The sequence below is a fragment of the Nocardia colli genome, from assembly GCF_008704205.1.
Lineage (GTDB): Bacteria > Actinomycetota > Actinomycetes > Mycobacteriales > Mycobacteriaceae > Nocardia > Nocardia colli.
On record NZ_VXLC01000045.1, the window covers coordinates 75016 to 99465 of the forward strand.

The window sequence follows — 24450 nt, forward strand, 5'->3', positions numbered from 1 at the left end:
CGCAACGGCCTTACTCGTCGAGGTCACTGACCAACGACCGCCGTCCACGCCGCTGTGCGGCACCGAACTCCGCGTCCGTGTCGTCGCGGCGCTCAGGGGAATTCGGCGGCGCGGTCGACACCACCGGCGGCACCGGCATCATCGACGTGATGTCCGGCATCCCCCCGATCAGCTCGGACAGGTGCGGTAACCGGGCTTTATGCTCCCGCAACGGCTCCATCAGCAGGCGCCCCTGCTCGCTCACCTTCTTGGCGGCTCCCTGTACCGCCTCGGTTATCGCCGCGGCGATCTCGCTGTAGGACAGGTCGCCGATATCATCGGCGAATCTGGTTTCGATCAGGATGCCATCGGCGTTGACCGTCACCGCGATCCGCTTGTCGCACGCGGTGACCGTCGCCATGAGCCGGGCCCGGTCGCGGTGAATCCGCGCCACGCCCTGCATCTGTTCCGTCATCGCTTCCAGCATCATCGCGGCATCGGCGCGCAGCCGTTCATTCACCACCAGCAGCCTCCGGCTCGTCGATCGAAATCACTGCGACTGGGACTTTTCGTTCTCCTCGAAAACCTTCGCCCCGTCTCGCATATTCTTCGCATTTTGCCCGGCAACTTCGGCGAGCTGAGTCAGCGACTTGAAATTATTGTCCCGGCCGACTTTGTATCCTTTGGGTCCGTCGGCGAATTTCTTGCCGAACTTGTCGTTTCCCCAGGCTTCGCCCAGGGCTTCGGTCGACTGGACGAGGGTCTCGTGGATTTTCCCGAGCTGTTCGGCGACCTCATCGAAACCGGCTGCCGCCTGGCGGAGTCCGTCGGGATTTATTTTGATGGGCTGATTCATTGCGCTTCTCTATCTTCCGAACGGCATTGTCACCAGCATCCGACAAGTGCGCACAGCCGACTGATACGCTTCTTGCCGTAGAAAACATGTCGGCGGATACCCGCCGCGGGGCGACAGGAGAAGACATCGGATGAGGCCGACATCAGCTACACCCTGTCGAGGGTGTAGCGCGCGGACGCCCGGCCCGCTGCGCGCTCCGGGCCGCCACTCCCGGACATCCGCCGGCGGCCGAACCTGCACAGTTCCTTGATCCCTGCGATCCTGGCGCATCCACGTCAGCCACCTCTTTGGGCTGACCGTGAATAAAATGACATGACTGAGAGTAAATCAGACCTTATGGCAGACGTCAATCGCTCGCAGCGCACCTACTCCTCCCCGGTGCGCGAGGAGGCTGCGCGCCGCACTCGGGACATCGTGGTGCGGGCCGCGATGCAGGTGTTCACCGAACGCGGATACGCCGGCGCCACCATCGATCAGATCGCCACCTACGCCGGAGTCTCCCGCCCCACCGTGTTCGCCGCGGGCAACAAGGCCCAACTGTTCGCGCTCGCCCGGCAGTACCAAGGCAATGACGGTGACGGCACCGAGGCCGGTTCGACGATGGCCGAGATTCTCACGATCGACGACCCTCGGCGCTTGCTCGAACGGTTCGCCGCCCATACGGCCGCGACCATGCAGCGCGTGGGGCCGTTGCAGGTAGTGCTCGAGCAGGCCGCAGGCACCGATCCCGAACTGGCGGAACTGTTGAAATCGACGCAGCAGCAACTACTGGAGACGGCCGGTAACGTCGTGGCCGCCGTCGCGGCGAAAGGATCGCTGCGCCAAGGAATCTCATCCGACGCCGCGACCGACGTGCTCTGGCTACTACTCCAGTACACGAACTACCACCGCTTGATAGCCGAACGCGGCTGGAGCCACGCGGATTTCGAGCGCTGGCACGCCACGGCGATGATCGCCAGCCTGCTCGAGCCCCGCCACAAATAGCCCTGGGCCCCCGGCGGGCGTTTACGGACGCCGACTGGCGATCAGCGCGGCTTCCGCTCCATGCATGGTCAGTACCGCGCCCTGGACGTAGGCCGCCTGCGGCGAGACCAGGAACCGGATCACCTCCGCTACCTCACCCGGGTCGTCGGCACCTCCCGAATGCCGCTCCTCCTTGCCTCCCCGCCGCGGACGGAGCAGGTCGCCGGGGTCCACGAAATTGACCCGCACACCCTGCGGCCCGTACTCGACCGACCACAACCGGGTCAGCCGAACCAACGCCGCCTGCGCCGCCTGCACCTGACCATCGTCCGAAGTACCCACCCGCGCACAGACATTCACGATCGCCCCCGCCCCACGCGCCGCCATCAGCGGCGCGAAAGCACCGGTCAGCAACAACGGCACCCGTACGTTCAGATTGAACACCACATCGAACACATCCTCGGCCGACTCATAGTCGACCTCCCCGGCATTGTTGACCAGCACCCGCACCGGAGCACGGCCGAGCAATCCGCCCACCTCGCCGATCGCCCCACGCACAACCACCGGGTCGCCGAGATCAGCCGCCAAGCCCATCGCCCGTCCACCGGACCACTCGATCAAGCTGCGGGTCTCCTCCACACCAGCACCATCAGCACCGCACACCACCACCGAATAGCCGTCATCGGCCAGCCGCAACGCGACCGCACGCCCCACCCCACCCGACGCACCGGCAACCACCGCCCAGCCACCCGGCCCACGACCATCCCGATCCCCGTCCCGGGGCGGCGAACTCTGCGATTCCAACACTCCAGATCCTCAGTCCCCCAATGGGGTTTACTAGGAATAAGCTGATTTGACCAGCAGTCAAGCAGAATACTCGGTCGCCGTCAAACGAAGCTCGCATTCGCCTCGGTGCGGCACGCTCAGCTCGATGAGTCCGACGTCGCACCGCCGTCGAGTGGATCTTCCGTGACGGAGAGCCGAACGAGGCCGGCGCTGAGGTCGCCCTCGGAATCGGTACTGCCCGAACGTGTTTCGGCAGTGAACCGGACATGGTCGCCGTCCGGATATATGCCGGTGATGCGGATGTCCTGTGCCAGCAATATTCGTGGTAGGCCGTCATCGGTGAACAGCAGACCCTGGGTTCCGGGATACACGGTGAGATCGACCCGGTACGTATCTTGCTGTGGTGGCTCGAAACCCGCGAGCACGCCGAGGATGAAGGTGTCGCGTCGCACGGTGCGACCGGGCATCCGCAGCGGGTCGCCGGCCAAGGGCGGAGCAGACAGGTCGTAGATGAAATGCAGTGGCTCGGTGATGGACAGGGGGTTGTCGGCCAGCGTGCGTAGTGCCCGTTCCTGGTGCTCGAACGTATCGGCCTCGAACGGCCGGTCCGCATGCTTGCGGTAGTGCGCGTCGATCGCGTGGTGAATTCCGTGATTGGTCAGCATTTCCTGCCACAGCCCCGCTGGATCGCCGGCCTGGAAGACTTGCTCCACGACGGCGGAATTCTGTGCGGACGGACCGGGATCGCGGTGCATCCGTGCCAGCTCGTCGAGGGTGGGTGCGGAGCCGCCCGAGCTCACCAGCTCCACCATGAGGTGGTGGTAGCCGACTCCTTCGATATAGGAGCTCACTGTCTCGCGATCGGTCAGGAACTGGTCCAGCAAGTCCGGTCGCGCGATGTGTGCGCGCAGCGCGCCTCGGACCTCGGACGGCAGTTCGTTCAAGTCCTGGGCGGACTCGGGTACGGCAGCGCTCGGGTGTTGCGGTACTTCGATTCTGACCTCCGTCACGCCGCGGGCGTTGAGGTGCGCGCGCATAGTGTCGAAGCCGACGTCGTAGCTTCGCGCGCCACCGTTCTGGTCGTGTTCCACCGCGTGCAGCATGTGGTCCGACCCGACGGTCGCGACGGTGAAGGTGTGCGCGTCGCGGAAACTGATGACCGTGCCGGGTGGAAAATCGTCCCGCGTCAGCTCTTTGTACGCTTCCCACTGCAGACGCCCGTCTACCGTGACCGCTCGATGGATTCGGAAAGGCCGCGTGGGGGTGGGGCCGTTGGCGGTGATGCGCTGCCAACGTGCCCAGGCGTCGGCTTGAATTTCCCTTTCCACTTCCGCGTCCCGCGGCCGAATCTCCCAATCGGCATCGACGATCCCCCGCTGGAATCTCGGGTGCAGCCGCAGACCCTGCCCGCGCAGCACGGCGATGGCGTAGTCGTTCATCTGCGAGTGCGGCGCGTAGTGACCGCTGTAGTCAATGATATTGGTGAGAACCCCCTTGCGCACATTCAAATAGCCGACGCCGCAGACGGTTCGCCCACCCAGGAAGGACGAGTGCTGGATCAGGCCGAACTCTTTCTCGGCGGCGTACAGGTTCCCGAACTCGTCCATGACGAAGATCCAGTTCGGGCTGTCGCCGGTGTCGAAAGGATGACCGTCGTATGCGTTGTACAGCTTGCCGTCCGGACCGACGAAACGCCGATGCGCTTCGCGCTCCGCGTCGTCCATGTAGTGGGTCGGGGTGTGATATTGAGTCAGTGCCTCCTCCTGGAAAGCTTTTCGGTGTACTCGGCCAGGGAGGTGTGCGAGGCGCGTGGCGTCGTGGTGGGTCGGCGGAGCGATCGGGCGTCGTTCGTTGATGTACTTCCTCCGCGGCGCGGCGCCCACGAGCTGCGGCTCCGGCCCACCGGCCAGCATCTCGGTGCGCGGTGGCGGAATATGTTCTCGTGGTATCGGTCTCGCCCTGCTGGTGCCCGTCACCGGCAGGCTGGGTTTCACGGTCGAGAACATCAGGCCGGTGTCGGTGAGTCCCAGTTCGTAACCGCCGTCTTCGGATCGCCGCAGGAAGATGAACGGGTGGTCGGTGTTGTCGCCGATCTCCATCATCGGCCGGTCCGGTTCCAGCGCGATGATGTTGAGCTCGTGCTTCAGAGTGATCGCGGCCAGCCGCAGGTCCAGGTCTTCCGCGCCGAGTCGGTTGCCGGTGGTCGGGATCGGTTCGGATTTCCGACGCAACGCCGAAAGCTCCTGTGCCAGTAGCTCGGCGGACGTAGCGCCAGGTTGGTCCGGGTTGCTGATATGTGGTTCGAAGACGGCTCTGTGCTGCTCGATGTAGTCGGCGAGTTCGGTCGCTACCTTCGACGGATCCGCGCTGTGCACGATGCGCGCCAACGTCGGGAAGAGTCGTCCGCCCTCCGGGTCGATGCGCTGCCACGAATGCGGCATGGGCGGGAATACCTTGGCGGACCGAATTCTTTGTTCGACGACGAGGCGTTTGAACTGCTCTGTGCCGATCACGCGCGATTCGGCAGGCCGATCGGATCCCGGTACCCGGAGATCCAATGCCCCGTCCCTGCGGACCACCGCGACGATCTCGCGGCTGCCGTCTCGAAGACGGATGGACGTTCCGGTGTGGAATCCGTTGTCCGACAGTTCGTCCAGAATATCGACCATCTCGTGGACCCGTTGCGGAGCGGGGCCGCGCAGCGGTGGTTGCGCCACTTCGACCTCGTCGAACAACAGGGAGAGGTGTTCGGGCCGCAGGCGGCGCCAGAACTCCGCTGTCGTTCGCGTGGTGGAACGGGTGGGTGCGTCGCCTCCGTCCCGCGTGATCACCAGGCTTTCTCCGGTGCCGCTGTCGCGGACGAACTGGGCGGTCAGTTCCCGATTCCGGGACCGGAAACGCAGCGTCGTGCCGGGCGGGTATTCGGTGCCGTCGAACGCCGCGCGGAACTCGCGGAACTCGAACAGATCGGTCTGCGTGCCTGCCGTGGCGTCATCGAGGCCGATGCGGTGTCGGGGGTGTGCGGTTGGGGTGTGGTCGTGGTCGGGTGGTGCGACGACGTTGCCGTCCTTGTCGAGGTAGATGACGTCGGTGGTGGTGATGTGCTGCTGTGGGCGCGGCGTGTGCGGGTCGGTTCGGATGCGCTGTGGATCATGGGGATCTACGTCGTGGGTGTAGAGGTCTTGGGTGCCCGATCGACCGGCCTTACCGATGTGCGTGATGACGTGGAAGTGTGCGCCGACGTTGTTTTCGTCTGCGCTGGTGTGGTTTTCGACGATGAGGGCGTGGGTTGCCCGGCCCGGCGCCCGGAGCACGCCGGTGATGGTGTCGGGTCCGGGGACAGTGTGCAAGCGGGCGCCGGGAACGGCTCGTTCGAGTTGCCGGTGGCTGTTGCCTGCGAGTCCGTCGTACAGCTCATCGGGCCGGAACCCGGTGTTGCCGATGAACTCGCCGAGGTGGGTGAGGATCAGCGGAACGCAATTGTCGCGGCCGGGGATGGCGCCGATCCGCGCGGGCACGGGTGCACTGCCGTCCGACGGCCCGCCACGCGACGCCCGGTACGCCTCGACGGCATCGGGCCACTGCGCGGCGATGTTCAAGAACCTGACGGCCGGCCACTCGGCGGCGACGAACTCTGCGGCTCTGAAAGGCACGTCTATCTTGTTCAGTATATCGAAAATCGAATTGTGCACCTCCGACCTGGAAAGACTACCGAAGCTCTTGCTTGCCAGATGGGCATTGATACCCTCGTATCCAGCATTGAATGCATTGTTGCGATTCTCGTAAAGATATTCGAAAATCTCTTCCTCGAGCTCCGCCCTGGTCGGCTTCGTCACCCTGTTGGCGCGAGTATCGGCAGGCGAGACATCGGTGTGGCCCCCACCGAGTGGCGCACCACCGTCGGCGAGGGACCCAGCCGTGTCGTACTCCTCGGCGGTCGCCCATATTTCGGCGGCGGTCAGCGGCGTCGGGTAATGGATTTCGATTAGCGTTGGCACAACCTCCGACAGGTATCCGATCAAATATGCGGCGGCGTTTTCGATGTCGCCCGCGAACGTTTGCACCCATGGTCCCGGATTACCGTCGTCCCTATAATTTGCGGTGACCCATCCGTTGCCGGGGGCAGTGAGCAGCAGAGTTCCGGCATCTTCGATGATATGCACGAGAGTACCGGGCGGATATAGGAATTCAGCGTCGAATCGGAAATTCCCCGGAAACGACTCGGGGTGCCCATGGAATACTTCGACGCGCGGCAGTCCTTGCCCATTCGCCTCCGGATAGCCGCCCGTCTCGAAACCCGCAGAGTAATCCATACCGTCAGCGGCAGGCGGCGCACCGATAAGAGCACTGCCGAGAACGAGGGCACCGTCGTCGGGATAACCCGCGATGGCCTGCGGGCCGCTATCCGGGCCGTACACGATCACCAGCCATACCCGAGCCTCGGCGAAGACATGCTGTTCCAAGGGGTGATCGACCCGAGTTTCCGGATCGTAGACCCACAGCGACCCGCCCCGATTGTGCAGCACAACGACATGGGCACCGAAACCCCGCGCATCGACACCGAAGTGCGCACCGACCACAAGGCTCAGCGAACCATGACCGAGCATACGAAGCCGGACGACGGCCGGAACGAGAGCAGTGAGCGGTTGCAGTCGCGCACCGGCACCGAACTCGAACTGCGGACCGGTCATACCGGACAACCCGACCGACACCCCCGGTGACCGAATCCCAGCACCGGGATTCAACCCAGCGGCATACTCGAGCGCCCGCGCCCCACAATCCCCTCGCGACGGCCGGATCGGATCACCGACACCGGAACCCGAACCAGAGATCACCGGACCGACCGGTTCCGAGCCCGCAACACCACCGGGATGAACGCTACTGCCGTCGACAATCCCTTCGCCGACCACGTGCAACGGACGCGGCCCAGGCGGTGCCCGCCACTGCTGAGCCCCACCGGCCCTGCGGAACGCGGCGACCGTCTCGGCATCGATCGCCCCGCCGAGACTGCGAGCGAGCGCCACCACAGTCTCCCTCAGGTTATGCCGCCCGCGCCTGTCAAGCTTCCACTCACTCCTGGAAATCCCAACCCTGATCAGTATCGACCTGATCGCGTTCTCCGCCGCCTCACTGGATACCCGGCCGAGCGTTCTACCGTCTACTTGTCGACCCGTGACAGCTGCGCCTACCTCTTTATAGAATTCCCGGTTGGGTACATCGCCACCTGAATGATTGGAAATGTATTCGAATACTGCCTTGTCCAATGGGCTCAACCGCAGTGGAAGCGCGTCGAGCGTTTCTTGATTGATCCGGCTCCCAAAACTCGCCATGAACACCTGGAACAGCCTTCCGCCCGGCTCACGCGCGAGAAGTCCCGTCCGCTCGATTCCTGCCGAAGCGTAGAAAGAATTAACGAGGAAGGTGACCTCCGCCATATCCAGATCGGGAAAGCCGTTGCGATTCAGATGTTCCAGAATATCCCCATCCGTATAACCTTTGGCGATACCATGAATGATCCAGTATTCCTTGTCGGTAAGTGGCGCACCGATCAGCGCACCGTTGAGGGCGCGCAGACCGTCGACGGGGTATTCCGCCAGAGTCCGCACACTCCCCTCATCGGCGTACACGATCGCAAGCACCGAACGACTGCGCGCGATGGGATGGTTCGCCAAAGCGTGGTCACCGGTCACCGGATCATGAATCCGTAGCTCTCCGTCCCGCTGGTAGAGCACTACGGCGTGCGCGCCGAACCCGCGCGCATCCGGACCGGCATAGACATCTACGACGAGGCTCAAAGCGCGGGGTCCGAGAGCACGAAGTTCGGCGACCACGGGCACGAGAGTGCCGACGGGTTGCAACGGTGCGGCAGCGGCGGACTCGAAGTCCTCGCCACGCATACCGGACAATCCAACCCACATCGCAGGCCCCCGAATCGGGGCGCCGGGATTCTGGTCCGCGGCGTACCGGAGAGCCAACGGCCCACAGTTTCCGCGAACGTCCGGCGTGCTGGGATGCGAGACATGCGCTGCAGACCCGTCCTGGACCTGTGCATCGGCGCTGGGCTCCCGCCGCGGGGTGGGGCGCACTGCCGCGCTGGAATCACCGACCTCTGCGCCGCGCTCCCGTTCCACCGGCAGCGGTGCCGCGGATTCGGTTGGCACGGCAGCGAATACGTGGTCGACATAGTCGGCTTCGTCCGGCAGTGCGGCGCGAAGATCCGCAGCCAGGTCCACGCCCGGATACGCGGCGCGCACCGCCGCCACCGTGCGCGGGTCCAGGCGCGCGACCAGAGCCAACGCGACCTGTGGGGACGGGGCGCCCCACACCGCCGCAGCGTAGGCACTGACTTCCGGCAGTTCCTCGGTGCGCGGCGGCGCCGGTGCGTCGGCGACGTCGATATCGCTGGGCTGCTTGCCTTTCCCAGCTGAGGCCGGGACAGGACCCGCACGGGGCGGACTGTCGGAGGAGTCGGCGGTCGCCAGGATGATCTCCGCGTGCAGGACCGGGTTGCGGCCGGGGCGGCGTTCGATCCGGGTGATCCGGTAGCGAGTATTGCGGGGCAACACAAGTTCTCGCTTGTAGCGGTCCCTGGCATCGCTACCGATGTAGACACCGCGAGTGCCGGGCGGCACCGTCAACGCCATCCGGTACCTCGACAAGTCGAGCATATGGACGTCCCGGGAGGTGAACGAGGTGGACATATAGCCGGGTTCTTCTTGGACCACACCGATCAACAGGTCCGGATCCCTTGCTCCCAGAGGCTTGCCGTCTACGGCGAGCATGAAATCGATAACGACAAGACTGCGCGTGACGTGAACTTTCCCGTCCAGGCGCAGCGGCTCACCCGTCCCCTTATCGAGCAACCCGATGTGTTCTCGTAGCACGCTCGTCTTGACCCGCTGGGATGCATTGGACCCGAAGTCCTCCCGGAACGATTCCTCCAGGTTGGCATCGGATTGGATTTGCTCCCAATCGCGTTCGGGATCGGCACCGGAAACTCCGCCGCGTTGCAGTTCCTCCTGCCGAGCCAGCCACAAATCGGCACTCTCGGTGAGCTGGTCAACCCACTGCTCGAGTCCGGACAAGCCGCCCCTGCGAAGCGCGATATTGATCAACGCCGAGTTCTCATAAGCCAGCAGTGCGTCGATCACGTTGCCAGGCATGGTTTCCCAGTTGCGGAGGGTCTTGTGCGCGAAGCGTTCTCGAGTGGCGTCGTCACTGAAGTACCGCACGCCCCCGACGAACCTGCCTCGATGCGGCGGCACGGACGTTGCCGAGTCGACCGAATCGAACGAATCCACCGACGCGCGCCGGTCATCCCGGCCAGGGACATAACGCACGCTCTCAGCAACAGACGGCACGACCTCAGCCACAACACGCCCATCCGCGGGCATTTCAACAATCCGCACCACAGTGTCACGCGGCAGCAAGACCTGAGGGGCGGCAGGGTCACCGAACAACAATCCATAAGCCCCGACAGGCACGATCAACTCGACCTGCCGCCCGACCACCGAGGAGTCCTCACCGAGGACCGCACCAACGACGAAGCCACCGATCAAAACCTCCGAACCCACCTCCCCCGACATCGTCAACTGCTCGACAGTCACGCTCAGACCCGCCCCCACCCGCACAGCCGTCGTGATAGGCAGTCGCACCGCGGTCACGGAATCCAACTTCCGGACCTGCGCACGCACCTCCCCGATACTGAACTGCACGCTCAAATGAACCTGGAAATGATCGATCAGCTCCCGGTACCGGCGGCCGTCGTCCACCACCCGCTGCCACCGCCCGCGCGGGTCATCGGAGGCAAGAATCTCCCGAACACCACTCACCGCGAATTCCAAATTCGCATCGCCGGCCACCTCGTCAAGCTTCGATGCCAGATCATCGAACGCGGGTGGCTCCTGACCGGGCCACAACAACTTCATAACCTGATCCACCTCTGCGAGCTCATCGGGATCATCGAGATAGTCGAGGAAGAAGTCAGGATCGGCCAGGAAGTCGTTCACCGCATCAGGTTTGCCCGCATGCGCGACGACGGCTGACTGCTCCTGTTCGCCGAACTTGGCCAGCCACCGTGTCGCGACGCTGGACTTGGGCAGGCGAGAGGCGAAGCTCCGCAAGCGTCGCCCCGTACGGGGCATGGGGTGCACCGTGGTCGCGCCGCTCGGCGTGGGAACGGGCGGCCGGAAGAGGGTGCGGATACTGCGGAACGCAGTGCTTGCCGGCGGTTGAGCCGCGGTCTGTTGTGCCGGAACGGATGCCGTCGCACCGGCCGGCGCGTCCCGACCGCGTAGGCGGGAGACGAAGTGCCGCAGACGACCTGCCGATCGTGCTGTGCGCGCGGTTTGCGCGCCCGATGCGTCGCCGGTGTGGGCTGGTGTGCTGCCGTCGATGTTCGGGGTGACGCGCTGGTTCCCGGCCGGGTGCGGTGTCGTGTCAGCGGCGCGGCTGGGACCGGCCGTCGGGCTGCCGGGAAGCCGGGTGCCGGTCGCATCGTAGGGTGCGCCGACGCGGATATCGGCAGGAAATTTCGGGATCGAGCCACCGCGCGGACGCCGCGGGCGAGCCAGGCTACCGTCGGGGGCATAGAACACGGCGTAATAGCCGACCGAACTGCCATGCCCGGCAGGTCTGCTGATCAGATTGCCCTCGGCGTCGTAGTCCCTGGCATCGATGACGCCGCCTTCGTTGACCATCCGGTAGCCGTGTGCGCCTATGCCGTTGGCGCCGACTGCCGGGTGCACGCCGATGACCTCGGCCTGTGCACCCGGGCCGAGACGTGCCAATTCCTGTTCGATGCCGTGCTCGTCGGCATATCCGTGGAGTTTGCCGCCTGCGGCCTTCTCGGCTTCGCGCCGTGAGCGACCCGGCAGGTTCTGTGACGAGCGGCCGAACAGCGCCCGGGACCGATAGTTCGGCCGGATCGCGGCGCTGTTGTTGTCGCGCTGGATGTCGGTCAACGACCGGGTCAGGCAATCGTCGCGCCCGAACTCGCCTGCGGCGATACGCGATCGGCCGGTGACGGCCGTATGGGCGGTGCTGCCGTCACCGCGGGTGGACGACGCCGTTGAACGCGTTGTGCCGCTGAGCGGTTGGCGAATGAACTGCCGGGCGGCAGCACGCAGGCCACGGCTTTGAGCGGGCTGGGTCGTCATTTCGCCGGTGCTGCGGTGTGCCCCGATACGAGAGACGAAGCCGCGCAAGCGCGCCAGCGTGCGTGGCCTGCGGATAGGTTGCCCGGGTGCCGGGTTACCGCCACGCGCCGGCGCGCTGCCATCCGTCCCCGCGGTGGAAACGTCGGACTCCGGCACTTCTGGGATCGTAGACAGCGGTGTCAATTGCCTTGTCTCCCAGGCCGATTCCCACAGTTCGAAGGAATCGGGCCGACTGGTCGCCCAGTCGTAGGTGATCCGCAGCGGAATCCGGCTCATCCGGTAGGGCTCGGCGCGCTGCTCGGGCGCCACTGACGACTGCCGACCCGGAATGTCGAGGGTGAACTTCGGGCGCGAGCTTGTCCGACGGGGAATCACGGGCGCAACGAGGCCGTCACCACGCCGGTTCCGCTGGTCAGCGCCGGAGGTCTGTGCCGTGGCCGCGCCCGAATCGTCGACCCGGTGCACGGACTTGCTGTCCGAGCTCGGCCCGGACTCGATGTCCTCCCCGCTGAGCGGAACCGACGGCTCATCCGGCTCGTCCTCGGCCTGTTCGGATCGAATGTCGGCCAAGCGGACCGGCATCACCGGGTGGGCCTGCTCGTCCGTGATCGGCTGGCGGACAAGGGATTCCTGGGACCCGGCAGGGAGGTTGGTGTCGGTGCTGTGGACCGAGGCGCTGTCGGCCGGCGACTGAGCGAGCTGCGGTTGTCCGGCGTCGAAGGTGTCGTCCGGTTCGCGCTCGAGCAGCGCGGATCCTCCGCCGGGCACGGGTGCTGCCACAAAGTGTCCGCGCAGGACGACGAGGTCCGAACGGTGAAACGAATCGAAGGGGTCTGTGCCGATTCCGGTGATGACATACGGAGTGTTGCTCGCGAACAACAACTCGTTCTCGTGTGCGTTCTTCTCCAGGCCGCCGCGACCAAGATAGATTCCGCGTAGTTCCGTCATGTTCGCTGGAACGACGAGTTCGAGGCGGATGTTCGGGTCGGTGCTTAGTTCGAAGAATTCGGGGTTCAGGGAGGTGGACAAGAGGCCGCCATCCCGCTGGATGTGACCTCGAAGCAGACCGAGATCTTTGCGTCCGCCGAGCGTATTACCGTGTTCGTCGATAGCCATGAAGTCGACGTTGCCGAGTGCTCGGACGACGAGGAACGGTTTCGTCACATGAAGTAGCTGGTTGGTTCCCTGGCCGAGCAGTTCGAGATATCGGCGGATATTTTCCAGCGTGGGCGCAGTAGCGAAATGTGTTCGATATGCTTTGACGAACCGGTCGTAGCTCCTTCCATCGACACGGATCTGCTCCCAGCGAGCCGGCGGGCGAGGATGCTGCATAAGCTCGTTCAGCGCACGCAGCCTCCGAGTTTCCGAAGCACTGAGGTGCGCGTCCTCCAGCCTTCGCACCGTGTCCCGGTCGAAGTCCGTGAGATCGTCAGCGTTCTTGTCCAGTAATAGCCGCAGCTCCTGCGCTTCGGCTGCCGAGCACCTGCTGATCAAGCTCTCCCGGAGACCATTTCTCGCCTCGACCAGCATGGCGAAATTCGGAACCCAGGGGTGTCCTTCGACCAGCAGTTCCGACGTGGCGGCACAGCGCTGGAACCCACCGAAAGTTTCCTCGAGACTCGTGCCCACGCTGCGCAACAGCGCGTTGGTGACCGCGGCGGTTTGCTGGTAGGTCAGCAGCGCCGCGCGGACGTCCGGAGGCTGCTGGTGCATGGTGCGCAGCGTCCTGTGCCCGAAGTCGGAAGCGTCGCGGTCGCTGGTGAATACGCGCACATCGCCGAGGGGCTGCGAAGCGGCCGGGGTGTCGAGGAACGAGGTATGCACCGTCACCGTCGACGAGCGGGTGCGCGGCAGGGAGGCGGTGAGCTCCGCAGATCCGTATACGTGGACCTCAGTCGTGCCGCTGTGGTGGGTGATGAATTGCGCTATCGCTGTCCCCAGGCGGTCGGCGCGGTCGCCGGCTTTCTCGGTGTCGTAGTCGATCCAGACGACGGTGGCGGCACCGGGATGGTCGCGGACGGTTTCGGCGTGCTGGCCTGCGGCGCGGCCGGTCAACTCGTACATCGAATCGGCGGAGGCGGCGGAGTGTGCGTGCCAGTGCACTGTCGGTGCGTTGTCGACCGGCCCGAAAGCGATGACCATGAGGCCGTGACGACCCGATTCGTCCTGGACGAACGTCAGCACGTGCACATCCGAGGGCGTGCCACCGCGACGATCGGCAGCCACCCCGGCATTCCTTACGGCAGTCCGCAGGAACATGCGCGGGACGGCCAAGTTGTGCCGCCGTTCCCGCAGATGCGGTGGCAGTTGGTCGTCGGGTTTGTCGGCGTTCTCCATGAACCAGTACTTCCGAAGGAGCAGATACTGGATGTTGCGGGAGTTCCGGATCGAGGCGGGAAGGGCTTCGCTGTTGCGCAGCGCGGGGAACTTCTCGAACAGTCCGAGCCGTTCTCGGTTGAACCAGTTGGTGAACAGCAGATTGTCCCACCAGGTTCGCCCGCTACCCGGGTAGGTGTAAGGCGAATCCAGCTCGTGCAACTGCCGCACCACCTCCGGCGCGAGCTCGCCGCTATCGTCGGCGAGTCCTTCGAGCCGAGCCACCTCCAAGGCCAAGAGCTTCCCGTGGAGTACGTCCTCGAGGTCCATCGGAACACTGGTACGCAGCGCCGGGAATTCGGTCAGCAGACGCAGCTGTTCGGCAGGTGCGAGATCATCGAAACCCAGGTTGTTCCACCAGGTTTCACCGCCATCCTGCCACCAGGTATCCGACGTGCCCAAGCCGGCCGGCGGCACGATGCCCTCGATTCCGGAAGCAGCGCTGGGCGATCGGTCGCTGTCCACACCGTCGGACGGTGCGCCGATGCGGGTCTGTTCGTCCGTGATCGGCTGGCGGACAAGGGATTCCTGGGACCCGGCAGGGAGATCGGTGTCGGTGCTGTGGATCGAGGCGCTGTCGGCCGGCGACTGAGGCCGGGAGGGCGTTGCGGGGTCCGGCTGTCCGGCGTCGAAGGTGTCGTCCGGATCGCGGTCGAGCAGTGGCACGGGCTCGGCAGAGCCGGTCGGATCGACAGAACCGGAGGGTGATGAGGGTCGAGCGATCTCCGATGGTGGGCCCCGTGGAGCGTCGCTCGGGTCACCTTGGTAACCGATGTCATCTTGGGATGTCTCGCCGAGCTGACTGCGTGCCAGCGTGTCGAGCATCTCTTGCTGCCATGCCGTTTTCTGGTCGGTGGACTGCTCTATGCGTGCGGGCGACTGAGAATCGGGCGTGCGAGTTTCAGCCGGCACCGCGAGATAGAAGTGATTGCCGTGGTTCAAGGCTGTGGCGGAGGGCGCCTCGGTGGTTTCCGCGCCGAGTATCACACCGCGCGTCCGGTAATACTCGTTATGTAGCGCCAGGAAGAGCCTGCGCCGCCGCAGTACGGCACCGGCCGCCTGAGATGTCAAGTGGCTTGCCGCGTTTCGCCAGACCCGCGGAGTCCTGATCGCCTGTACCTGCCGGTCGAATTCGGCGCGGAGTCGGTTGTCGTCTCGTGCGGTCTGCAGGACGGCCAATTCCTCGGAAGTGAGCAGTTCTGCCTCGGCTGGGGCTAGGGCGGCCGCGTCGACAAGGGACACGAACTGCTCGAAGTAGTCCTCGGCGTTCGCTTCGATCTCGGTCACGATCTCCGCGCGCAATGCGGCGATTCGCTGATCCAGTATCTCCTGTGTCAGCGGCGGGTTATCCGCATAGACGACGCGTTCGAGCAGCAGGGGCAGGCAGTCACCGTCGTCACGCATGGATTCCCAGACCTGCCCGGCCGGTGCGGCGATACCGCCCACCGTGGCCAAGCGAGGCCCTTGCCACCGGACACCGTGCACAGGCGCGATGTTGTGGGCGGGTGCGCTCTCGGGTGCCGCATCGAGATCGGCAATCGGCTCCAGTGGCGCCGGGCCCGGGCTCTCGGATAGCGCACCGAGTTCTTGCTCCGTGGTGTGCTGCTCGATGGTGGGCGTATCCGGCACGGCTGGTCGGTTCGTTGCCTCGGTCGAGTTGCCCGGTGCCACAGCAGGATCGGTGGTCTCGAGGCTTTGCGCAGGTTGCTTCGCGGGTTCCGGGGCAGGAGTGGTGTCGGTGAGCTGTGCGGGCTGCTCGGGGGTTGCGGGGGCAGTGGTCGGCTCGATGGGTGTGCGCAACGCACCGGTGGTGCGGAGGACGGCGTTGCCGATGACCCAGAGGGTGCCCTCGGGGCCGATGAGCTTGAGCAGCAAGAGGGTCCAGGCGCGGTGGTTGTCCGAGCCGAGCCCGTCGGCGTTCAGGGCCGTGGTGCCGATGCGGGTGAGTGTGCGGCGTTGGTTGCCGACCTTTCTGGACATGCCGTGCGCCTTGGCGCCGCCGCCGAGGGGCAAGCCCGCGGGGGCGCCGCGGTTGCTGGCATCCGCGGTGGCGGGGACGCTCACGCCGATGGTGGGCATAAAGGTGTTGGCCTGGCTTGCCTCGGACTCGAAACTCTCCGACGTGACCTCCAAGCTGTCCAGGGCGATTGCCCCGGTGGTTTGATCGATCTCGGGCGAGTAGAGGGTCACTTCGACGGTGATGCCGGTGACTTGCCTGCCTGGCGGGTGGGCAACCGGAACGGGCAGGATTCGGTCCGATGCGTCGACATTGTCGAGGAAGGCGGCGATGGCAGCGGGCCCCAAGACGGTCGGCAGGCCGGTCCAGGCCAGCGTGTTGAGGACCTGGAGCATGCTCTCGACGGACCGGGTCCGGCGGTTGGCCTCGACCGAGGGGGCAACCGCACGCAGCGCTCGGTCGAGCTGATCGATCGCGTCGAACCAGTAGATCTGGATCGGCCTGCTCGGCAACCACGGCTGCGCGAGCAAGGGGCGGAGACTGGCCGGCATCTCCATCTCGATCGCCACACTTCCCGCGGGCGGGGCGGGGCGGGCGACCGACGGATCGGATTTGTAGATGTCGGGCCTGACGCGGCGGATGACGGTGCCGGTGTCGCCGACGGTTCTGGCATCGTCGACATGGAACTGGATGTGGTTGACGGAATTGACGGACGTCGAGACGGAGCTGTTGGGCCGGCCCCATTGCGAGGTATCCAGTCCCAGCAGGATTCCCGCCGTCAATGCGGCGAGGCGCGTCAGGCGGGTCGTATGCGCACCATCGAGGAGCCACCATCTGACTGTGACCGTGTACACGTAGGGCACCGCGAATCGCGCGGTGTCGTCGCCGCGCAGCCACGTACTCAGCACTCGGCTGGAATCCCTGCTGCCACCCGCGCTTCCGGTGCCTTTGACGGCGAAGCTGAAGGTGGGGCGTACGCCGCCTTCCACTTGGAAGCTGGGGTTGAAGCTCCACTGATCGTCACCGCTTCGGCTGGTGCCTATCGCCGTAGAACTGCCGCCGAGTGCGTTGCCGTTGGCGGTCGTGTGCAGGAAATTGGTCTCCAGCGCGACGCCATCGGGCAGCCGCCGTCCGCGGATCCGGTCGAGGTCGGCTTTGGGATGTGGCCGCGCTTCGAAGACCACCTCGACCAGGCGCGGAGCCAACGGGTAGCTGCGGTCGACGAAGGCGAACGACTTGGCGCCCGGGCCGTTGGCGAGGGTGCGGGTGCCGGAAAGAGAGGTGTACTTGTTGATTTGCGACACGACGCCGCGGAAGTGATTGGCAGAGCGGGGATCGAGCACACCCGGCGCCACCGACTCCACCAATTTCTTGGTAGCCGCTTTGAAGCCGCCGTGCCCCCCTTCGATGTTCGCTTTGACGACGTTGCCGTAAGTGAGGGCGCCGTGACTCAGGACGTAGCCGATCGGCGGGAACAGATCGGCCCGCTTCTGCTTGACGATCTTGTGCACGCCGCTCTCCTTGACCAGGCGGGCGAGATCGGGATGCAGGTGCAGATCCTTGTCATAAACCAGGAATTCTGTCCCGCTGGGATCATCGACGACCAGGCTGTTGTCGCCATAGGCTGTCGGCTCCGACGCTCCGACGAGGCGTTGCACGATGTCGGTGAGATATCGCACCACCCTGGAGCCGCGCTGCACCATGGCGGCGAGATCGTTCCCCGTACCCGTGATGAGGTTGCGGGTACCCGTGTCGACGGTGACCACGTGCACTACCCGCGCGGTGAAACGATAGGCTTCGCCGCGCGGTCCGGCCGGATTCGTCCCGGCCGCTTTGACGGAGGTCGTCGTTATCCGGTTGGTGCCGATGGTTTCGGCAACCGTGGCATGCCGTGAGCGGGAGACCGCGTGCTGGTAGGTGCCGCCGGGAATGCTGCTGTCGTCGGCATGGTCGCCGAAGCGCTGTGTCGCGCTGAGGCCGAACTGGTCGCTGTGCAGAGTGTCCGATTTCTCGTTCGCATGGTCCTGGGAGGGAGACCAGTTCTCGGTGTTGATCCGCACCGATTTCGGCAGCACCACAACGTCGGTGAGGTAAGACTCGACTCGAATGATGTAGTCGGTGCCCGCGACGACGCCCGCGGTGCCGACCCCCTCGATCTCGTCGGAGCTGTGTGAGGTCTGCACCAGCGACGCCATCTGCGCTTGCGGAGAGAGGGCGGTGTGAATGACTTGGTAGGGCGCTGACTCCGGGTTGGCAGTGCGCCCGCCGAAAGACTGTTCCCAGAGCCAGTTACCGCCGACGGCAATCTTGTTGATCCCCCATTCGACCAAGCCCTGGCGCACAGCGGGTTCCGATTCGGGGTCGGAGAGTGCCCGGGACGCATCGTGCAGCGCGCCCGAGGGGTCGGTGACGATGATCGCCGGCACGTCCGATGGCAGCGTGTCGGACCGGCGAGGTGTGGTCTGCTCGGGCGACTCGACGGGGAATTCACCGGGTATCCGTGCGGGAGGTGGCGCGGTGGCGGTCTCGGTGCCGGGTACCGGCAGAACAGTGTGCAGCGTGCCGGATGGATCGGTGACGACGACAATGGGAATTTCCGAGGTCGGGAGGGCGGCGGTAGGCGGGCTGGTCTGCTCGGGCACCGCTGCCGGTTGCGGATTCCAACGCGGAAGGACCGCATCCTCTTCGGGATCGACTGGGAATGCTCCCGGTATGGTCGGCTCGGTCGGCTCGACCTGCTCGGTATCGGTGCTCGTTCCGTTGATGAGAGCGAAAACAGCCTGGCGGATCTTCGTGCTGGAGCCGGCATCGAGGACGACCGCCTGCTCGGGAAGGCCTCGGGTCGGTGCGGCGAGCTGGTCGATGTCCTCGTCCGTGATCTTCCGAATGGTCGCGACCGGGGGCGGGGACGGGTCGGCCGGCTTTTGGTTTTCCGTGCGATAGGTGGGCACATTGAGGTGGACCACGCCCGCACTGCGCATCAAGTCCGGGTCCTCGCCATCGCTGTAGGAGATCTCCATCCAATGCATGACGGGTACTGTGAAGTTTTGTGTGCCGTCGTCGGCGGGGCTGATGATCATATTCGTGGCGCCGGTGTCGAACCCGTATGTCGCACCCGCCGAGTCGTGGTACGCGTGGACCCAGCTCGGCGTCACGCCGGCGATGATTTGATTGCTCGGCACATCGAACGGGTTGGTGCTCGCCAGATTGCCGCCACCGTTCCAATTCCCCTGCAGCGAGGCGGCGTCGAACTGCGTGCTGCCGGGCAGGTTGATGCCTACCCGGTTCTGTGTCTGGAATTTAGGCAGTGCCAGGTCATGGCTGACATCGTCGCGTGGGCGGTCCAGCGAAGCGTAGTAGCGTTTGCTGACAATCCTGATCGAAATACTCTCGGTACCGAACCGGCCCGGCTTCTTGAACCACTGGATGGCACCGCCCTCGAGCGTCAGATTCGTCTCGTCTACTTCGCCATCGATCATTTCGGGAAAAGCGGCAACCAAATCGGACTGTGCCCTCATTCGCTCGAAGGCGGCGATATTGTTCTCGCGTGCGGTCGCGAGCCCCTTCTGCTCGATCAAGTCCAGCACGCCCGGCTCATCATGTTCGCTCGAGAAGAAGCCGTTGTCGGACAGAAACTTTTCGGCGCCGGCGAACAGCGGGGCGGTGCCGGTGACCCCGAACGGGGTGGTGTCGAGGCTCAGTTGACGCAAATGCAGCAGCTTCGGCGGCAGATACCGAATCGGGCCCGGAGTATTCTGCGACGGCGGGGGCGGCGTCGCGGTCGGTGTGCTGCCCAGAGCTCCCTTCGGCGGCACCAGCGTGTTGGTCGGGTACGTTTTCCCGTTGGCCAGCGGGGTTCCCGCCGCGGGCCCGAAACGCTTGCCGTCCCGGACCAGGACGATGTGGACGCGCATGCGGGGTGTCGTGTGCAGCATATCGTCGTGGAGACGCAGCGCCCGCGAGGTGTGCGCCTTCCTGCCGTAGCTGAGGGAATGGCTGGAGTGGTCGGCTACGCCACCCCGGAAGGTGAACTGGCCGCCGCGGCGGGGGTATGCGGTCTCCGGGAAGGGATCCCCCTCGCCGACGGTTGCGGTGAATGCCGGGTGCGTACCGGATTCGTTGGTGATCGTCGACTTGCCCGTCACGCCCAGCTCGCGGAGGGTATAGATTTCCAGGCCGAATTTCTCATGGGTAGGGCCGGTGAGTTCGGTACCACCCTCGAAATCGACTCGCATCAAGAAGAAGCCGAGCGATTCATTTTCCGAGTTCAGCCAGGAAGGAGAAGGTAGCCACCCGTCGCGCATCAACGGAATATTGCCCAGAATGTTCTCTTCCTTGAAGAAGTCCATCAGATCGCCTAGGGAATTGCTGGAGATGCCCACGAGTCGTTCGCGGAACCCCTGAAATACGTCCAGGAGCAGTTCGTCGTGGTTCGGGATGCTGAGTGCAGAGTAGAACGGGAACTTCGACAACGACGGCACGGTTTCGCCGGCCTGCTCGGGATGGAAGACCGCCGGGACCGTTTTCAAATTATTCGGATCGATGCGTGGCAATTCGATATTGTCGACCAAGAATTTCGGAATCCGGATCAACAATAGGTCGGGCGTCTCCCCGGCGATATCATGCCACACTTTCTCGCTGCTATCGGGTGGCAGGACATCGTCGATACCCTGGTTCAGGCTGAACTGCCACTCCTGTTCGTAGGTGTGCGGAATGGTCGAGCCCTTGCTCAGCCTCTTGACTGTCGACTCGACCGTCGCGCCGGCCTCGATGCGCGTGGCGTACTGGTTCACGATGACCGAACCTTGCGGTGTCAAATCGAGACTGCGCAAGCCGCGTTCGTACTTCTCCACTTTCGCGCCGTAGGAACCCGAGATCGATCGCAGGTCATGTTCACTGGCGCTATTGCCGATCGAGGTCCAACCGCGCGTGTAGTGCCACAGCGCGACCGGCGGACCGTTGCCTTCGGCGTCGCGGTCGCCCACCGGCGGGAGTTGCTCCTCGGCCGGCCGCGCGTTGCGCAGACGCAGGCGGATCGAGACGGGGAAGAGGCGGCCACGGTAGGTCACGCGCAGCGGCAGGCCCAGCTTGGTGAGCAGCCGCGACCACTCGCTGCTGATCAGACGGGGGGTGACCACTTGGGCGAGCTCGGCTCGGAACTGCTCGTCTTCCCCATTTGCCCCGACCACGTGACGGTAGAGCTGTTCGCGCAGCCACGTTGCTGTCGTTTGCGGTACCGGGACGATGTCGACGATCTCTTTCAGCCCGTCACGCTGCGAACCCAAATTCCGGACGATGTGATTCACCTGCCCGGCGCTCGCCGTAATTAGCGGATGGGTGAGCGCTGTGGACGTCGAACTCTGTGCCGGAGGGGTGGAGTCGGTCGTTGCGTCGCTCCCCGGCGGCGCGAGCACCGAGCTATCCCTGCCGACGCCGGGCCCGGCCTTTTCGTCGGAGATGCCGTTGTCCTGGTTGGGATTCGGGCCGACGCGCAGGTCGGCGGGGGTCTGGTCGGCCGACGTGGCCTGATGGTCGGCCGGAGTGTCCGCTCGCGCAGCGGCGGACCCGTCGTGCGTGGCGGGCGGGTTGGACTCGGGAGCGAACGCCTTATTCAACGGCCGCGCGGTGGTGTTCCCGAATGCGAAGCGTGTGCCGGTACCGCGGGTGGACAGAAACTTGAATTTGGTCAAATGTGCGGCATCCAGGATCAGGGTGCGGGCCGGGCCGTAGGTCAATCCGTCGATCGTCTGCGGCACTGCCGGGTTGTCCACCCACGGATTCCGCAGCACGAGCTCGATGCCTCCGGTCGCGCCGTAACGCACATCCACTACTGCATAAGTGTGATTGCCCACCAACCCTGGATACTTGGTGACGTCCTCCACAGCCTCGGTGAAGCGACGAGTGCTCAGCAGAATCTGGTCGCCACGACCGCGCAGGAATCGGACCAGATCCAAGAAGTGTTGCTGGACAACAGCACTGGTCATAGCTTGCTCGGGATCATTGGCCTGGCGAAGATAGTCGAGCACGGCAGTGATCTCGGGCTGCCATTGCGCCCGCTCCTCCGATTCCAGGCGGCGACCCAGAAAACTCTGGAACTGTTCGACCGAGGATTTTTCGTACACACTCGCTCGGTCCCAGATCGGCTCGAGCTGGCCGAGTCGTCGCGCGAACGCGAATGCCGTATCCGCAACAGCATTCGCACCGAGCTCCTCCATGATCAGGTCATAGAGGGTGTCCACACCGAACCGCATCGGATGCAGGAAAGTGGCCAGTTCGAGGGCGCGCACGGGTTGCGGAGCGGTTCCGGTCGCGTTCAGCTCGTACGGCGGTAGCAACTGCCCCATCACGTGCGCGGCGTACCCGGCCTTCATCAAGGCGTAGTCACCGCCGCGCCAGACCGCGTAGGCCTTTTCGATAAACGCAGGCCACACGGCGTGATCCGCGTCGTGAGCCGCGTAAATCACCCAGCCCTGTTCGTCGGCGTAGAAGTCTCTGGTGACCCGTACCCACTGCGGTACGCCGCCTGCGGTGAAGAACCGCACGGCAACCGTGCCATCGGGATATTCGACGATCATGTCCCTGATCGCCTGCGGGTTGTTCTCGGCGATATCCATCAGCGTCGCCATCAGATAGCAGTCCCCTGCCCTGCCTTGGGCCGCATCAGTGGGCACTGGTCCCGCGGCACCGAATACCGGACCGGTCCCCCGCACTATCGAGCGCCCGAGCCGTCCCAGCGCTTGCGGGGAAACCCGAGTCTTCTCGTCCAACAGGAGTTCACCCCCACTGCCGACGCGCAGCGATACCGGCTCGCCGACGGGCGCATGGCGCTCGGCGCCATTCGGTGACAGCCAGCGCAGTCCGGTGACTTCGACAGCCGGCGCCGTCCAGTGGTAGACGCCGTCGCTCCCAGGGGGTAATAGCGTTAGCTCACCGAGCAGGTTTCGGTGCACCGAATGCCGCGCAGCCGTCGACTCGTCACCGATCCACACTGTGAGCAGATCCGGGCTCGCTGGATCGACCGTGCCATGCAACTCGTCACCAGGTCGGACACTGAGCAGTTCACCGTCTTGATCGACGATGGTCAATCGACCTGCCGGTACGGTGATCGACGAACCAGGCATCGGCGCGATCGGCGGCGGCTGAACGGGTGCGCCGAACGGGCGGATCGATACCGTGGTCATGGCATTGATATCAGGCCGCAGTAACGCGAATGCCTTCTGCGCCAACGCCGCCCACATCGGCTCACCATCGGTATGTCCGGCATACATCGGCTCTCCGGACGACTGCGACGTCTCGTGCGGCAGAGTCCGATCGATTCGTACCCACACCGGCTGACCGTCGACGAAGAACCGCACCCCCACCGTCTGGTCTGGGTATTCATGGAACATTTCCACCAAGGCCTGCGGATCCCGCTTTGTCTCCCTGCTCAGGTTATTCATCAGCACCGCGAAGTCCGCGCGGGACCCCGCCCGAGCATCCGAAGACCGCACCACCGGCTGCGAATTCTGCGTCGCGAACACCGGGCCGGTATGCGCGACCATCGCCGCAGCCGGACCGCCCAAGCCCAACGCGTGCACAGCCTCGGACGCCAGCGTGACCCGCCCACTCAGGTTCTCGACGTATATCTCATCGTCGTCCTCAGGCTCGATCGCCAGTAGTGCGCCCGCACCCACCTGGACTGCCTTATCTCCGTGGTAGAACAACAGCTGAGTCGGCGGCTGACCATCCACGTCACGCTTCGGCCTACCCACTCGCGCGCCACCTGGACCCAAAGCCCACTCGAAGTAACCGAGTAGTACGGCGTGTACCTCGTACGTCATCTGCGGATCCGAACTCAACCTGATCTGCGCGGCGCGCAGGACAACTTGTCCGTCCCACTCGATACTGTCGCCGGGCCCGACGACCACGACATCCATGCCGTTCCGGGCGATCAGCACCGTGTTCTCGGTATTCCCGATCACTCCCACAGCCTGCACACCCAGATCCGGCGGCGGCACCGAGAACAACTTCGGCCTTTCGTCAGAATCGACCTTGCCCTTGTCGTCGGCGCGTGCCGGACCGCCGGGGCCGCCCGAAAGCGCTTCCGCCGCTTCGGTTCCGGTCTCGGACGCGACTCCGTCTTCGGCTTCGGTGGCACCGGCGCCGAGGTGCTGGGCCGCGGCACCAACGTAGCCATCGGGTGCCGATGATTCGGTCGGCGCCAGTCGTGACTCGTAGCCGGGAACGGCAGCACTACCATCCTGGATGTCGCGTGATCGGTCATCGGCCGCCGAGAGCGGCAGACCCCATCGCTGCGCCACCCGCACCAGTTCGGCAGTGCTCGTGCCTTCCGCCAACCGCAATGCGGTGAGCATCGCATTAATGCGATTCATGAC

5 protein-coding genes are annotated in these 24450 nt (G+C 64.8%); 1 reads left to right on the forward strand and 4 read right to left on the reverse strand.

Annotation, left to right across the window (positions count from 1 at the left end):
* Nucleotides 1–10: 10 nt before the first annotated feature.
* Entirely contained in the window at nt 11–499 is a 489-nt protein-coding gene (locus F3087_RS43880; protein ID WP_150408129.1) for a YbaB/EbfC family nucleoid-associated protein, read from the reverse strand.
* A 30-nt stretch (nt 500–529) separates the two neighbouring features.
* Nucleotides 530–835 carry a WXG100 family type VII secretion target gene (locus F3087_RS43885; protein WP_150408130.1) on the reverse strand — a complete coding sequence of 102 codons (306 nt, stop codon included), beginning with the start codon at nt 833–835 and terminating at the stop codon, nt 530–532.
* A gap of 336 nt (nt 836–1171) precedes the next feature.
* On the opposite strand from F3087_RS43885, the gene F3087_RS43890 reads away from it, so the two are divergent.
* A complete protein-coding gene (locus F3087_RS43890; RefSeq protein WP_191094443.1) occupies nt 1172–1819 on the forward strand; it encodes a TetR/AcrR family transcriptional regulator in 648 nt (215 codons plus the stop codon).
* A 21-nt stretch (nt 1820–1840) separates the two neighbouring features.
* On the opposite strand, the gene F3087_RS43895 is transcribed toward F3087_RS43890, so the two are convergent.
* Both F3087_RS43895 and F3087_RS43900 read right to left on the reverse strand, forming a co-directional pair.
* Nucleotides 1841–2605: an SDR family NAD(P)-dependent oxidoreductase gene (locus F3087_RS43895; RefSeq protein WP_150408132.1), complete on the reverse strand. Its 765-nt coding sequence runs from the start codon at nt 2603–2605 to the stop codon at nt 1841–1843.
* Nucleotides 2606–2721: 116 nt separating this feature from the next.
* Entirely contained in the window at nt 2722–24429 is a 21708-nt protein-coding gene (locus tag F3087_RS43900) for a C2 family cysteine protease (protein ID WP_191094444.1), read from the reverse strand.
* Nucleotides 24430–24450 lie beyond the last annotated feature (21 nt).

Excerpts from the sequence above, each read along its gene's own strand:
- F3087_RS43885 (WP_150408130.1), bottom strand. The coding sequence starts at position 835 with ATGAATCAGCCCATCAAAATAAATCCCGACGGACTCCGCCAGGCGGCA.
- F3087_RS43890 (WP_191094443.1), top strand. The coding sequence starts at position 1,172 with ATGGCAGACGTCAATCGCTCGCAGCGCACCTACTCCTCCCCGGTGCGC.
- F3087_RS43900 (WP_191094444.1), bottom strand. The coding sequence starts at position 24,429 with ATGCTCACCGCATTGCGGTTGGCGGAAGGCACGAGCACTGCCGAACTG.